A 12,921-nucleotide genomic window follows, 5' to 3' on the forward strand; every position below is an offset into this window, starting at 1 on the left:
CAGGCGAGGCGGCGAAACGAGCGGCAGGCCCGCTACAACGCCAAGCCTTCGGCCTCGGCAAATTCCGTCAGCTTCTGCCGGATCGAGACGCTGCCGGTCGGTGCATCCAGCAGCGGCCCAAGCATCGTTTCGGCTTTCTTGGCGTCGAGATCGATCACCATCGCCTTGACCGGACCGAGCGCGGTCGCTGACAGCGACAGCGAACGGTAGCCCATCGCGATCAGCGCCAGCGCGCCGATCGGCTTCGACGCCATCTCGCCGCAGAGCGACAGTGACTTCTTCGCGGCGAGAGATTTTTGCGCGATGTCGCGTAGCGCGCGCAGGATCGGCGTCGACATGGTGTCGAAGCGCTCGGAGACCTTGGGATTGCCGCGGTCGACCGCGAACAGGAACTGGAACAGATCGTTCGAGCCCACCGAGATGAAGTCGACCTTCTTCAAGAGCTCGTCGAGCTGGTAGAGCAGCGCCGGCACCTCGACCATTGTGCCGATGTCGATGCGTTCCGGCAGCGTGTGGCCGTGCTGGCGCAGATAAGTCAGCTCGCGCTCGACCAGCGCTTTCGCCGAATCGAACTCGGCGACCTCCGAGATCATCGGGAACATGATGCGCAGGGCGCGGCCGCCGCCGGCGCGCAAGAGCGCGCGGATCTGGCCACGCAACAGGCCGGGACGGTCGAGCCCGAGCCGGATCGCGCGCCACCCGAGCGCGGGATTCTCCTCGATCACGGTCTCCATGTAAGGCAGCGCCTTGTCGCCGCCGATATCGAGGGTGCGGAAGGTGACGGGCTTCTGGCCCGCGGCATCCAGTACGGTGCGATAGAGCGCGAGCTGATCGCTGGTGCGCGGCAGGCTCTGGCCGACCATGAATTGCAGCTCGGTGCGGAACAGCCCGATGCCCGCGCTGCCGGTGTCCTCGATATGCGGCAGGTCGATGGCGAGACCCGCATTGATCATCAGCTCGACGTTCTGGCCGTCCCTGGTGACGCAGGGCCGGTCGCGCAGCGCCAGATATTGCGCCTGGCGACGGGCGCGGAAGCGCACCCGCTCGGCATAGGCGGCCTCGACTTCCTGCGAGGGCCGCACATAGATCGCGCCCGAGGTGCCGTCGACGATGATGGCGTCGCCGGGATCGGCGATGCCGGGCGCGTTCGGCACCTCGCCAACCGCGGGAATGCCGAGCGCGCGCGCCACGATCGAGACGTGGGAGTTGGCGGTGCCTTCCTCCAGCACGATGCCGCGCAGGCGCTTGCGGTCGTAATCGAGCAGCGCCGCCGGTCCCATCGCGCGCGCGATGACGATGGCATTGTCGGGCATCTGCTCACGCGAGGGCGCATGGTCCTGGCCGACCAGCTGCCGCATCAGGCGATAGCCGAGATCCTCGAGATCGTGTAGCCGGTCGCGCAGATAAGGATCGGTCACGCGCAGCATGCGGGCGCGGGTGTCGGACTGGACGCGTTCGACCGCGGCTTCCGCCGTAAGGCCGGTGGCGACCGCCTCGTGCAGCTTGTGCGACCAGCCCTGGTCGTTGGCGAACATGCGGTAGGCTTCGAGCACGTCGCGATGCTCGCCGCCCTCGGCGACGTCGCCGCGCTCAAGCATCCGGTCGAGATCGGAGCGCAGCTTGGCGAGCGCGGTATCGAGCCGCTTGATTTCCTTCGGTAGATCCTCGGCGATGTAGTCCTTGATGACGACGCGCGGCTCGTGCAGCACGACATGACCGAGCGCAATGCCTTCCGAGAGGATCGCGCCGGCCTTTTGCGTCGAATGGCGCGCGGCCGGCTCGGCGCCGGGCTGGGCGAGCGCGGACAATTCGCCCGACGCGATCAGCTCCGCCAGCACCATGGCGGTGGTCTGCAGCGCCTCGAGCTCTTCCTCGACATAGGTGCGCTTGGCGCGGTTCTGCACCACCAGCACGCCGAGCGTATTGCCGGCGCGCAGGATCGGCACGCCGAGAAACGAGTGGTAGATCTCTTCGCCGGTTTCGGGGCGGAACGAGAAGGCCGGATGGCTTTGGGCGTCGTTCAGGTTGAGCGGCGTCGCCTCGCTGGCGACGAGGCCGACCAGACCCTCATGGGCACTCAAGACGGTATGATGCACGGCCTCGCGGTTGAGGCCTTCAGTGGCGTAGAGTTCGAGGGTGTTGTCGATGCGCAGTACATAGACTGAGCAGACCTCGGCCACCATGTTGGCGGCGATCAGCACCACGATCTTGTCCAGCCGCTCCTGGGCCGAGACCTGCTCCGCCATGGTTTCGCGGAGCCGTCTCAACAAGACGCGGGGACCTCCCGACGCGCTCCGCATGAACCGTCAATCTCCTTCGTCTGCCCGACCCGGCGATATTGGCCGGCGGCTGGCCCAAAATTCCAGAAAAACAATCTAATTGTCCGTCCGGCGCAGGCGCAAACCACCGCTTGCACCGAATCAGCAGCCTGAACTGGGATACAGTCTGCGGCAGCCCACCCTGATCGCCGTATAGCCAATTGAGGCTTGTTTTGCCAAGCAAAACGCCTGCCAAACGCGTAGGTGTGTACACCTTCGCGTTTGCTGCAACCGCTAAGAGAAAATTAGTCTAAGCTTGGTCGAGGCCGTAGAGCGTGTGCAGGGTGCGCACCGCAAGCTCGGTATAGGCGGTGTCGATCAAAACCGAGAATTTGATCTCGGAGGTTGTAATGGCCCGGATGTTGATATTCCGTCCGGCGAGGGCCGAAAACGCCTGGGCGGCGACGCCGGCATGGCTGCGCATGCCGCTGCCGATCACCGAGATCTTGGCGACGTCGGTGGCGGTATCCAGCCTTTATAGCCGATCGTGGCCTTGGCGGCGGTGATCGTGTCCTTGGCCCGGGTGTAGTCGGCGGCCGGCACTGTGAAGGTGAGGTCGGTGGTCTTGCCGTCCTCGGACACGTTCTGAACGATCATGTCGACGTTGATATTGGCATCCGCGAGCGGGCCGAAGATCGACGCCGCCACGCCGGGCTTGTCCTCGATCTGGCGCACCGAGATCTGGGCCTCGTCCTTCGAAAAGGCGATACCGGTGACGACGTGGCTTTCCATGATCTCCTCCTCGCTGCAGATCAGCGTGCCGGGCGGCTGGTTGGCATGCGGGTCGATATCCTCGGGCTTGTCGAAGCTCGAGCGGACGAAGATCGGCATGTTGTGGACCATGCCGAGTTCCACAGAGCGTACCTGGAGCACTTTCGCGCCCTGGGACGCCAGTTCCAGCATGTCTTCGAACGCGATCTTGTCGAGCCTCTTGGCCTTTGGCACGATTCGCGGGTCGGTGGTGTAGACGCCGTCGACGTCGGTGTAGATGTCGCAGCGGTCGGCCTTGACGGCGGCGGCAATCGCCACAGCCGAGGTGTCGGAGCCGCCGCGGCCGAGCGTGGTGATGCGGTTGGTCCTGGGATCGATGCCCTGGAAGCCGGCGATCACCGCGACCTCCTTGTGATCCCTGAAACGGGTGATGATCTCGCTGCCGTCGATGTCCTCGATTCGGGCCGAGGCGTGGGCGTCGCTGGTCTTGATCGGAATCTGCCAGCCCTGCCAGGAGCGGGCCTGGATACCCATGCCCTGGAGCACGATCGCCAGCAGGCCCGAGGTCACCTGTTCGCCAGAGGCAACGACGGCGTCGTATTCGCGCGCGTCGTGCATCGGCGAGGCCTCGGTGCACCAGGCCACCAGCTCGTTGGTCTTGCCCGACATCGCCGAGACCACCACGGCCACTTCATGGCCGGCGTCGACCTCACGCTTCACATGGCGTGCGACGTTGCGGATACGTTCGATATTGGCGACCGACGTGCCGCCGAATTTCATCACGAGGCGGCTCATGACGGCGCGTGCATTCCTTCATAAGGATCAGTATGGTGGCCCGCGCTGGACGGGCCTAGCGGACACCGACCGCGCGTATACATAGCGGCGGGGCCGGGGGCAAGCGGGTTCCTGCGGCGGCAGGCTAAGGCTTGGGGGCAGGCCTTTGGGGTAATGGGTTAACCGAGATCATGGCGCGTTATATCGACGAGATTCTTCAGCCCGGCGAGAAGGTGCTGTATTCGACGAATGCGCACTGGATTTTCTATTTTCCGGCCATCCTGGCCTGGATCGTGGCCCTGGCGCTGTTCGTGGCCTCCCGTCAGATCGACATCTACAGCGTGATGGTGCTGTGCCTGTGGGGCTCCGGCCTGGTGGCGCTGGCCGCGCTGTTCTGGACCCTGAAGGGCTGGTTCCATCGCTTCACCACCGAGACCGACGTCACCAATCTCAGGGTTGTGCACAAGACCGGATTCATCAAGCGCCGCACCTTTGAAATGGCGCTGGACAAGGTCGAGAGTGTCGACGTCAACCAGTCGATCCTTGGACGTATTCTCAACTACGGCGATGTGACCATCAACGGCGTCGGTGAAGGTCGCGAGACTATCGCAACCATCGCCTCACCACTGGCCTTCCGTAGTTCGATCACCACGCGGTAGGACCGCGCCTGACCCATGAGCATGCAGCAAGATACTTCCGCAACCGCAAGCCCCGCGCCGGGTTCGACTGTCGACGCCGCCGAGATCGCGAAATTCTCAAAGCTCTCGGCCGAATGGTGGGACCCCAAGGGCAAGATGGCGCCACTGCACCGGATCAATCCGCTGCGGCTCGGCTATATTCGCGACGCCGCTTGCCGCAAGTTCGAGCGCAATGTGCGCAGTCTCAACTGTCTCGGCGGCCTGCGCGTGATCGACATCGGCTGCGGCGCCGGCCTGCTGTGCGAGCCGCTGTCGCGGCTGGGCGCACAGGTCATCGGCGTCGATCCCTCGGCCAGCAACATCGCCGCGGCGAAGCTGCATGCCGACAGGAGCCATCTGTCGATCGACTATCGCTGTACCACGGTGGAGGAGATCGACCCGCGCGAGCGTTTCGACATCGTGCTGGCGATGGAGGTGGTCGAGCACGTCGTGGACGTCGGCCTCTTCCTGAAACGCTGCGCCGCGATGCTGAAGCCCAACGGCCTGATGGTCGTGTCTACCCTCAACCGCAATTGGAAGAGCTTTGCGCTCGCCATCGTCGGCGCCGAATACGTCCTGCGCTGGCTGCCGCGCGGCACCCACGAGTGGAACAAGTTCGTCACCCCCGACGAGCTGACCAAGCATCTCCTCGACAATCGCCTCGTCATCACCGAGCAGACCGGCGTCGTCTACTCACCCTTCGCCGACAAATGGACGCTCTCGTCGGATATGGACGTGAACTACATGGTCGTGGCGGAAGGGATGGTGTGAGGCCACACGGCTTCCAAACATTAGGTGTCGTCCCGGCGACGGCCGTTCGTGGCGCGGACATCGCTCCCATGATTTTCGTGCGGTTGACCTGTTGGACAGCTAACGGCAGGTTGGCCACAATCTTCCTCACCCCATCATCGCCGCCCCATGTTCACCGTCACCAGCCTCTGGATTCCTTCACCGTCATTGCTGCGCTCGGCCAGGTCGCGCGCAACGCGATGCAGCGATCCTTGACGAAGCCGCTGGGGACCTGGGGCGCGACCAATATCCGCTTCCTGTTCGGCTTCCCGTTCTCGCTATTGTTTTTAGGTTGTGTGCTGGTCGCGACCGGCGATCATCTCGGCATGCCGCCGACCGTGTTCTGGCCGTGGCTGCTGCTGGGGGCACTGAGCCAGATCGTCGCCACCGGGCTGATGCTGCTTGCGATGAACGACCGCTCCTTCGTGGTGACGACGGCCTACCTGAAGACCGAGGCGATCCAGACTGCGATCTTCGGCTTCGTCTTCCTCGGCGATCACCTGACATGGCTGAAGGTGCTGGCGATCGTGATCGCGACCGTCGGCGTCGTCATCACCGCGCTGCGGTCGGGCGGCGAGAAGAGTTTTGCCGAGCTGAAGCCGACGATCACCGGCCTGGTTGCGGCCGCGGCCTTCGCACTCTCCGCTGTCGGCTTCCGCGGCGCGATCATCAACGTTCCCGGCGTCTCGTTCGTGACCGCGGCCTCGTTCACGCTGGTGCTCGGCCTGTTCGTGCAGACGCTGATCCTGACGATCTATCTGCTCTGGCGCGCGCCAAAGGTGCTTCAGTCGATCCTGGGGCTGTGGCGGCCGTCGCTGCTCGCGGGCTTCATGGGGGCCTTCGCTTCGCAATTCTGGTTCCTGGCGTTCGCGCTGACGGCCGCCGCCAACGTTCGCACGCTTGCGCTGATCGAGGTGCTGTTCGCGCAAGCCGTGGCGTATTACTCGTTCAAGCAGCCGATCGCGACGCGCGAGATCTTTGGCATCGTGCTGATCGTGGTGGGCGTGGCGCTGCTGGTGGGATTTTGACACGCATCGCGCGTCAATTCCGGTCTTCCGGCAGCGTCGGCAGCGGCGATACGTCGATTCCCTCGTCGATCAGCGATTTTGCCTCGTCCGGCGAGGCCTCGCCGTAGATCGGACGGTGCTCCTTGTCGCCGTAGTGCATCGCGCGGGCTTCGTTTGCAAAACGTTCGCCGACATTGTCGGCGTTTTTGACGATGTGGTCGCGCAGCTCTTTCAGCTTGGCACGCAGCTCGCGCTCCTGCGCCATCATCAGCGAGGTGGATCCAGACTGCGCAGCCTCGGGCGTTGGCGTCGTGGTGGGCTCCGGCGGCGGTGTCGCGGAGCGGCGGCCCTTCTTGCCGACGATGCGCGGCGCCATGATCGCCTTGTCGACCTTGGCCGAGCCGCAGATCGGGCAGGTCACGAGCTTGCGCTTCACCTGCGAATCATAAGCCGACGAGCTCTGGAACCAGCTCTCGAACTCGTGCTTGCGGTCACAATGGAGCGCGTAGCGGATCATACCGATCCCCGCACCAGATGCAGATGATCCGGCCCGGCCTTGGGATCGGAGACGCCGAAGCGGCGGCCGTGTTGGAGCGAGGGGATCGCGCGGCGCGCGGTTTCGACCTTCGCCGGATCGATCCTGGCCATGATGATGCCCGGCTCGACGTCGCCCTCGGCGAGAATCTCGCCCCAGGGATCGATGATCAGCGAATGACCATAGGTTTCGCGCTTGTTCTCGTGGGTGCCTGCCTGGGCTGCTGCGAAGATGAAGCAGCCCGTCTCGATCGCGCGCGACCGCAGCAGGATATGCCAGTGCGCCTCGCCGGTCTTGCGGGTGAAGGCGGAGGGAACGGTGATGAAGCAGGCACCGCTTTCAGCGAGCGCGCGGTAGAGCGCGGGGAAGCGCACATCGTAGCAGATCGTCAGCCCGACGCGGCCCCAGGGCAGGTCGGAGATCACGGCGGTCTCGCCCGGCTGGTAATTGGCGGATTCGCGATAGCTCTCGCCGTCCGGCAGCTCGATATCGAACATGTGGATCTTGTCGTAGCTCGCGAGCAAGTTGCCCTCGGGCCCGATCAGGAAGGAGCGGTTGACCGCCTTCTCCGACGAGAAGCGCAGCGCCAGCGAACCGACATGGATGTGGATCTTCAGCTCGGCCGCGAGCGCGCGATACGCCTTCAGCGAGGCGTCGTCCTCTTCGCTCTGGAGATGCTCGAACAGCGCCTTGCGGTTCAGCTGCATCATGTTGCTGACCTCGGGCGTCTGCACATAGTCGGCGCCGTCCGCCGCAGCCTGCCGGATCAGCCTGGTGGCCTGCGCGAGGCTCGGCTCGGGCATCAGGCCGGTGCGCATCTGGATCATCGCCGCGGTGAAGGTGCGATCCTCGCTCATGATACGGCCTTGACGCTCTCGAGCATGCCGTCAAGCTTGCCTTCGCGGTCGAGTGCGTAGAGATCGTCGCAGCCGCCGATATGGGTTCCGCCGATCCAGATCTGCGGGAAGGTCGAGCCCTCGCCGGCGCGGTCGTACATTTCGTCGCGCCAGGACGGGTTCTTGGCGACGTCGAACTCCGTGAAGCTCGCCTTCTTGCGGGTCAAAAGCGACCGGGCTGCGGAACAATAGCCGCAGCCCGGCCTGGTGTAGATCTCGACAGCAGCGGTCATGGCGTCCAGCGCTCTCATGTCATGAATTTGTTGAATTATATGGGACTTTACCGGCTTTCGACAACCCGGGCAAAGACCAGCACGTCGACCTGGGCCGCCTTGGCGCGAAGAAGCGCGCGTGCGCAGGCATCCAGCGTCGCACCTGAAGTCAGGACATCGTCGACCAGGACGATGCGCCGGCCCTGGACCTCGGCCTGACGGTCCGGCGATACCTGGAATGCGCCCTGCACATTGGTGGCACGCTGAGCCCTGGACAGGCCGATCTGCTGCTCGGTGGCGCGCACCCGGCGCAGCACCTCGCCCCGCACTTCGACCCCGCTCTGTCGCGCGATGATATGCGCCAGCGCGCCGGACTGGTTATAGCGGCGGCGCCAGGCCCGGCGCCAATGCAGGGGCACCGGCACCAGCATGTCGGCGCCGTCAAGCAGTTCGCCGCCCGCGCGCGCCATCCAGCGCCCCATCGCGGGCGCGAGATCCGTGCGGTCCTGATACTTCAGCGCATGCACCAGGGTGCGCGCGACATCGTCATAGCGCACCGCCGCGCGTGCCCGCTGGTAGGCCGGCGGGCTCGCGATCGCCTCCATCGACAGCATGTCGGGACCGGGGTCATAGACAAAGGGAATGCCGAGGCGCGGGCAGTAAGGCCGTTCGATGAACGAGAGCCGCGACCAGCACGCCGCGCAGACCCCCTCGCCATCCACCGGCTCGCGGCAGGACACGCACAGCGTCGGCAGCGCGACGTCGAGCGCGAGCCGCGCCGCGCGCGTCAGCACGTGCCGGCCGGCGGTCCATGCGGCACGCAACGGCATGGAGATGGAACGTATGTGGGCGCCCTCGGCTTTCATATCGGAAGGCTAGCGCCGCACACACCGGATTGCCATAGTCTGCATGATCAGCGTAACCAGCGGCATGGCTCAGAACCCGCAAACCCCGCCCGCCTTGTTCGATCGTGCTTTGCTGCATGCGCGGCAGCAGCGTGCACAGGTGCAGGGCGAGGTGACATTTCTGCTCGATCGCGTCGCCGAGGATATGTCCGACCGGCTGGCTGCGGTGATGCGCGAATTTCGCGCGCCGGCTGATCTCTGGACGCCCGGTGAGGGGCTCGCGGCGCTGCACGCCCGGCTGCCGTCCATCGAACGGATCGCGCTCGATCTGGCGGGCTCGGAGAAGCTGCCCTTCGCTCCCGGAAGCCTCGATCTCGTCGTCTCCGCGCTGGCGCTGCAATTCGTCAACGATCTTCCCGGCGTGCTCGCGCAAATTCGTCGTGCGCTGAAACCCGACGGGCTACTGCTCGCCGCGATGATTGGCGGCGACAGCCTGACAGAGTTGCGCCAGGCGTTTGCTGCGGCTGAAGCTGAACGCGAGGGCGGCGTGTCGCCGCGGGTGGCACCTTTCGCCGATCTGCGCGACATCGGCGCGCTGTTGCAGCGGGCGGGCTTTGCGCTGCCTGTGACCGACGTCGACCGCGTCGTGGTGCGCTATTCCAGCGCGTTCGCGCTGATGCAGGATCTCCGCCGCATGGGCGCGGCCAATGTGCTGATCGAGCGGCGTCGCCTGCCGAGCCGTCGCGCGACGCTGCTGCGCATGGCCGAAATCTATGCCGAGCGCTTTGCCGACACCGACGGTCGCATCCGTGCGACCTTCGATATCATCTGGCTCTCCGGCTGGGCCCCGCATGGGAGCCAGCAGCAGCCGCTGAAGCCGGGATCGGCGAAAGCGAGCCTTGCGGAGGCGGTGAAGAAGGCGGGAGAGAAGTGACGCGTGTCCCGGACGCGCTGCAGCGCTCTTGCGCTGCTACGCAGAGCCGGGACCCAGCCTGCCGCTAGCATGGGCCCCGGCTCTGCAGCGCACCGCTGAAGACGCGCTGCGCTGCGTCCGGGGCAGGCAAGCCTCACATCAGCAAATCAATCAAATGCGGGATCAGTGGAATGTCCGCGGGCGGCATCGGGTAGTCGCGCAGCTTGTTGGCGCGGACCCAGGCGAGTTTCTGGCCTTCGCGGGCTTCGACGATCCCCTCCCAGCGCCGGCAGATATAGAGCGGCATCAACAGATGAAAGGTTTCGTAGCCGTAGCTCGCGAAGGTCAGCGGCGCCAGGCACGGCTCGGCGACGATGATGCCGAGTTCCTCCTGGAGCTCGCGGATCAGGCTCTGCTCCGGCCGCTCGCCGGGCTCCAGCTTGCCGCCGGGAAATTCCCAGAGCCCCGCGAGCGTCTTGCCCTCGGGGCGCTGCGCGATCAGGACGCGCTTGTCGGCGTCGACCAGCGCGCACGCCACCACCAGTGTCAGTTTGAGATCAGCCATCAGCTTCAGCTATGACCTGTAATCGCCGTTGATCGCGACATATTCCTTGGTGAGGTCACAGGTCAGCACGCGGTCGCGGCCCTTGCCGAGGCCGAGCGACACCTTGATCGCGATCTCCGGGGCCTTCATCGCCTCCGACACCTGCGCTTCGTCATAGGACGGATCGCGCGCGCCGCTCTTGGCGACGCGGATGCCGTTGAAGGAGATCGAGAGCTTGTCGCGGTCGGCGGGCTCGCCGGCCTTGCCGACGGCCATGACCACGCGGCCCCAATTGGCGTCCTCGCCGGCGATTGCGGTCTTTACCAGCGGCGAATTGGCGATCGACATCGCGATCTTGCGTGCCGAAGCCTTGGTCTTGGCGCCCTCGACAGTGATCTCGACCAGCTTGCGCGCGCCTTCGCCGTCGCGCGCGACCTGCTCGGAAAGATTGGCGAGGATCTGGTTGAAGGCCTTGGTGAAGGCCTTCAGGCGCGGATCGCTGGCGCGGCTGATCTTTGGCGCGCCGTGTTCGGCGGCAGCGCCCGTCGCAAACGCCAGCAGCGTATCCGAGGTGGAGGTGTCGCCGTCGATCGTCACGGCATTGAAAGTGTCCTCGACGCCGGCCTTGAGCAGCGCCTGCAGCGCGGCGGGCGCGATCGGCGCGTCGGTGAATACGAAGGACAGCATCGTCGCCATATCCGGGGCGATCATGCCGGCGCCCTTGGCCATCCCGTTGATGGTGACCTTGGCCTTGCCGAGCTTCACGGTCGCGGTCGCGACCTTGGGGAAGGTGTCGGTGGTCATGATCGCCTTGGCGGCGGCAAGGTAATCGCCGGCTTCAGCTGTCTCGGCGAGGCGTCCCAGCACGCCGTCGAACTTGGTCGCGTCCAGCGGCTCGCCGATCACGCCGGTCGAGGCCAGGAAGATCTCGCTCTCGCTGCAGCCGACGGCCTTGGCCGCGATCTTCGCGGCCAGCGCCGTGGAGCCGCGGCCGGTCTTGCCGGTGAAGGCGTTGGCATTGCCGGAATTGACGACCAGCGCGCGAGCCTTGCCGCCCTTCAGTTTTGCACGGCACCATTCGACCGGCGCGGACGGGCACTTCGACCTGGTGAAGACGCCGGCGACCGCGGTGCCCTTGTCCAAGATCGCCAGCAACACGTCGGTGCGGTTCTTGTAGCGGATGCCGGCCTCGGCCGTCGCGAGACGGACACCCGCGATCGCGGGCATGTCGGGAACGTTTTTGGGAGCGAGCGGAGAGACGGAGGAGGACATCGCAGGGCGCCTTGGTGAGGTCTGGATATGCAGATGCCCGGCACGAGGCCGGGCATCACAAAAGCGTAGATACTCTTGTTAGATACTCTTGGCGTCAGCGAAGTGACAGCGAATTCTTACTTCTTCGCCGGCGGAGCCATCTTGCTGTCGGATGGCTTCGCATCGGAAGGCTTGGCATCGGAAGACTTCGCATCGGAAGACTTGGCCGCATCAGCCGGCTTGGCGTCGGCCGCCGGCTGGTCCGTCCGCTCGACCTTGGCTTCGGCGCGGAGCTTGGCAACGTAGTCCGCCTGCGCCTTGCGGGTGACGTACTGCTCGATCTGGGGCCTGACCTGGTCGAACTCCGGCGCCTTGCGGTTGCGCTTTTCCTCGACCTTGATGATGTGCCAGCCGAACTGCGACTTCACGGGATCGGAGATCTTGCCCGGCTCGAGCGCGAACGCGACGGCCGAGAATTCGGGCACCATCTGCTCCTTGGTGAAGAAGCCGAGGTCGCCGCCGTCGGCGGAGCCCGGATCCTTGGACTTCTTCTTGGCGAGCTCGGCGAAATCGGCGCCCTTGTCGAGCTCGGCCTTCACCGCCTTCGCCTCGTCCTCGGTCTCGACCAGGATGTGGCGGGCGCGAACTTCCTGCTCGCCGGTGATCTGCTTGGAGGCCTCCTCATAGACCTTCTTCATGGCATCGTCGGTGGTCGCGGCCTTGCCTTCCTGGGCCAGCAGGCTGTCCATCAGCAGGCGGTTGCGGGCGAACGCCATCCGCTTCTTGAATTCCTCGCCGTCGGCGACCTTTTTGTCCTCGGCGGCCTTGGACACGATCTTCATGTCGATCAGGAACGACAGGACGTTCTCGTCCTTGGTCGCGGGATCCATCTGGGCGAGGCTCGGTCCGAGTTCCTCCTCGGCCATGGCGACGTCGCTCTTCTTGATGTCAGCGCCATTGACCTTCGCCAGGACCGGATCGTCGGCGGCCCGGAGCGGGCCAGCGAACGCCAGGGCCAGCGCCAGGGCAAAGCAGCCAGCCAGGGCGGACGCGTGGCGGAAACGCTGGCCGGTGGTTACCGGGAACGAGGTGGTCATGCAAAATCCTTATGTTGAAGCAGGGGGCTGCTTAAGCGGGGCGGACACTCGCCCAATTCAGGGGGGCTTGGCAACGCGAAAAGTCTGTCAAAATGATGAATTAGCCGCAATGCGCCCGCCGTTGACAAGGCCCCGACCGGGCCATATCTCTGCGCGGTCGCGACCATGGCGATGGCGTTTATTTTGCTGCGTTTTTGGCCGTTGAACCCAGGCTAGCCCAATTCCCACCCATATGGCGGATGACCCCGGCAGTCCGGGCTCTGACGCCGACAGGCGTCACGGTGAGTTGATAGGCAGTCGGGTGACAACTTCTTGGCTGCAACGCGGTTAAATCGCGAACACAGGAACTAGG

Annotated in this window: 11 protein-coding genes and 2 pseudogenes; 4 read left to right on the forward strand and 9 right to left on the reverse strand. The window is 65.1% G+C overall.

Features of this window, described 5'->3' with window-relative positions:
- Positions 1-32: 32 nt before the first annotated feature.
- Both ptsP and ACTGJ9_RS07500 read right to left on the reverse strand, forming a co-directional pair.
- Positions 33-2,300 (reverse strand): phosphoenolpyruvate--protein phosphotransferase, encoded by a 2,268-nt coding sequence (gene ptsP / locus ACTGJ9_RS07495; RefSeq protein ID WP_456676547.1) that lies wholly within the window; start codon positions 2,298-2,300, stop codon positions 33-35.
- A 268-nt stretch (positions 2,301-2,568) separates the two neighbouring features.
- A pseudogene (locus ACTGJ9_RS07500) lies at positions 2,569-3,824 on the reverse strand (aspartate kinase).
- Between the two features lie 170 nt (positions 3,825-3,994).
- On the opposite strand from ACTGJ9_RS07500, the gene ACTGJ9_RS07505 reads away from it, so the two are divergent.
- The 3 genes and pseudogenes from ACTGJ9_RS07505 to ACTGJ9_RS07515 all read left to right on the forward strand — a co-directional run bounded on the left by ACTGJ9_RS07505 (position 3,995) and on the right by ACTGJ9_RS07515 (position 6,297).
- Positions 3,995-4,462 (forward strand): PH domain-containing protein, encoded by a 468-nt coding sequence (locus ACTGJ9_RS07505; RefSeq protein WP_456676548.1) that lies wholly within the window; start codon positions 3,995-3,997, stop codon positions 4,460-4,462.
- Positions 4,463-4,477: 15 nt separating this feature from the next.
- Complete coding sequence (gene ubiG / locus ACTGJ9_RS07510; protein WP_456676549.1) at positions 4,478-5,251, forward strand: bifunctional 2-polyprenyl-6-hydroxyphenol methylase/3-demethylubiquinol 3-O-methyltransferase UbiG; 774 nt, start codon at positions 4,478-4,480, stop codon at positions 5,249-5,251.
- Positions 5,252-5,398: 147 nt separating this feature from the next.
- Positions 5,399-6,297 (forward strand): annotated as a pseudogene (locus ACTGJ9_RS07515) (EamA family transporter).
- A 13-nt stretch (positions 6,298-6,310) separates the two neighbouring features.
- Here the strand turns inward: ACTGJ9_RS07515 and ACTGJ9_RS07520 are convergent.
- The 4 genes from ACTGJ9_RS07520 to ACTGJ9_RS07535 are packed head-to-tail and all read right to left on the reverse strand — an operon-like array spanning position 6,311 to position 8,785.
- Positions 6,311-6,793 carry a DUF1178 family protein gene (locus tag ACTGJ9_RS07520; protein WP_456676550.1) on the reverse strand — a complete coding sequence of 161 codons (483 nt, stop codon included), beginning with the start codon at positions 6,791-6,793 and terminating at the stop codon, positions 6,311-6,313.
- Positions 6,790-7,668, reverse strand: coding sequence for a carbon-nitrogen hydrolase family protein (locus ACTGJ9_RS07525; protein ID WP_456676551.1), 879 nt, complete (start codon positions 7,666-7,668; stop codon positions 6,790-6,792). The genes ACTGJ9_RS07520 and ACTGJ9_RS07525 overlap by 4 nt, the downstream gene beginning before the upstream one ends.
- Positions 7,665-7,940: a glutaredoxin 3 gene (gene grxC / locus ACTGJ9_RS07530; protein ID WP_456678467.1), complete on the reverse strand. Its 276-nt coding sequence runs from the start codon at positions 7,938-7,940 to the stop codon at positions 7,665-7,667. Before grxC ends, ACTGJ9_RS07525 begins: the two co-directional genes overlap by 4 nt.
- 47 nt (positions 7,941-7,987) lie before the next feature.
- Entirely contained in the window at positions 7,988-8,785 is a 798-nt protein-coding gene (locus ACTGJ9_RS07535) for a ComF family protein (protein ID WP_456676552.1), read from the reverse strand.
- A 43-nt stretch (positions 8,786-8,828) separates the two neighbouring features.
- On the opposite strand from ACTGJ9_RS07535, the gene ACTGJ9_RS07540 reads away from it, so the two are divergent.
- Positions 8,829-9,698, forward strand: a complete 870-nt coding sequence (locus ACTGJ9_RS07540) for a methyltransferase domain-containing protein (RefSeq protein WP_456676553.1) — start codon at positions 8,829-8,831, stop codon at positions 9,696-9,698.
- 133 nt (positions 9,699-9,831) lie between these two features.
- Here the strand turns inward: ACTGJ9_RS07540 and ACTGJ9_RS07545 are convergent, their stop codons facing one another.
- The 3 genes from ACTGJ9_RS07545 to ACTGJ9_RS07555 all read right to left on the reverse strand — a co-directional run bounded on the left by ACTGJ9_RS07545 (position 9,832) and on the right by ACTGJ9_RS07555 (position 12,569).
- A complete protein-coding gene (locus ACTGJ9_RS07545) occupies positions 9,832-10,242 on the reverse strand; it encodes a (deoxy)nucleoside triphosphate pyrophosphohydrolase (protein WP_456676554.1) in 411 nt (136 codons plus the stop codon).
- Positions 10,243-10,251: 9 nt separating this feature from the next.
- The gene (gene argJ / locus ACTGJ9_RS07550) at positions 10,252-11,493 is read right to left on the reverse strand and encodes a bifunctional glutamate N-acetyltransferase/amino-acid acetyltransferase ArgJ (RefSeq protein WP_456676555.1); all 1,242 of its coding nucleotides are present in this window, start codon (positions 11,491-11,493) and stop codon (positions 10,252-10,254) included.
- A gap of 116 nt (positions 11,494-11,609) precedes the next feature.
- A complete protein-coding gene (locus ACTGJ9_RS07555; RefSeq protein ID WP_456676556.1) occupies positions 11,610-12,569 on the reverse strand; it encodes a peptidylprolyl isomerase in 960 nt (319 codons plus the stop codon).
- Between the last annotated feature and the right edge of the window lie 352 nt (positions 12,570-12,921).

The sequence above is a fragment of the Bradyrhizobium sp. RDM12 genome, from assembly GCF_051917485.1.
GTDB lineage: Bacteria > Pseudomonadota > Alphaproteobacteria > Rhizobiales > Xanthobacteraceae > Bradyrhizobium.

What these genes read in the sequence shown, in the direction of transcription:
- ACTGJ9_RS07540 (WP_456676553.1), top strand. Translation starts at nt 8,829, where the DNA reads ATGATCAGCGTAACCAGCGGCATGGCTCAGAACCCGCAAACCCCGCCC.
- ACTGJ9_RS07535 (WP_456676552.1), bottom strand. Translation starts at nt 8,785, where the DNA reads ATGAAAGCCGAGGGCGCCCACATACGTTCCATCTCCATGCCGTTGCGT.
- grxC (WP_456678467.1), bottom strand. Translation starts at nt 7,940, where the DNA reads ATGACCGCTGCTGTCGAGATCTACACCAGGCCGGGCTGCGGCTATTGT.
- ACTGJ9_RS07520 (WP_456676550.1), bottom strand. Translation starts at nt 6,793, where the DNA reads ATGATCCGCTACGCGCTCCATTGTGACCGCAAGCACGAGTTCGAGAGC.
- ACTGJ9_RS07525 (WP_456676551.1), bottom strand. Translation starts at nt 7,668, where the DNA reads ATGAGCGAGGATCGCACCTTCACCGCGGCGATGATCCAGATGCGCACC.
- ACTGJ9_RS07545 (WP_456676554.1), bottom strand. Translation starts at nt 10,242, where the DNA reads ATGGCTGATCTCAAACTGACACTGGTGGTGGCGTGCGCGCTGGTCGAC.
- ubiG (WP_456676549.1), top strand. Translation starts at nt 4,478, where the DNA reads ATGAGCATGCAGCAAGATACTTCCGCAACCGCAAGCCCCGCGCCGGGT.
- ptsP (WP_456676547.1), bottom strand. Translation starts at nt 2,300, where the DNA reads ATGCGGAGCGCGTCGGGAGGTCCCCGCGTCTTGTTGAGACGGCTCCGC.
- ACTGJ9_RS07505 (WP_456676548.1), top strand. Translation starts at nt 3,995, where the DNA reads ATGGCGCGTTATATCGACGAGATTCTTCAGCCCGGCGAGAAGGTGCTG.
- ACTGJ9_RS07555 (WP_456676556.1), bottom strand. Translation starts at nt 12,569, where the DNA reads ATGACCACCTCGTTCCCGGTAACCACCGGCCAGCGTTTCCGCCACGCG.
- argJ (WP_456676555.1), bottom strand. Translation starts at nt 11,493, where the DNA reads ATGTCCTCCTCCGTCTCTCCGCTCGCTCCCAAAAACGTTCCCGACATG.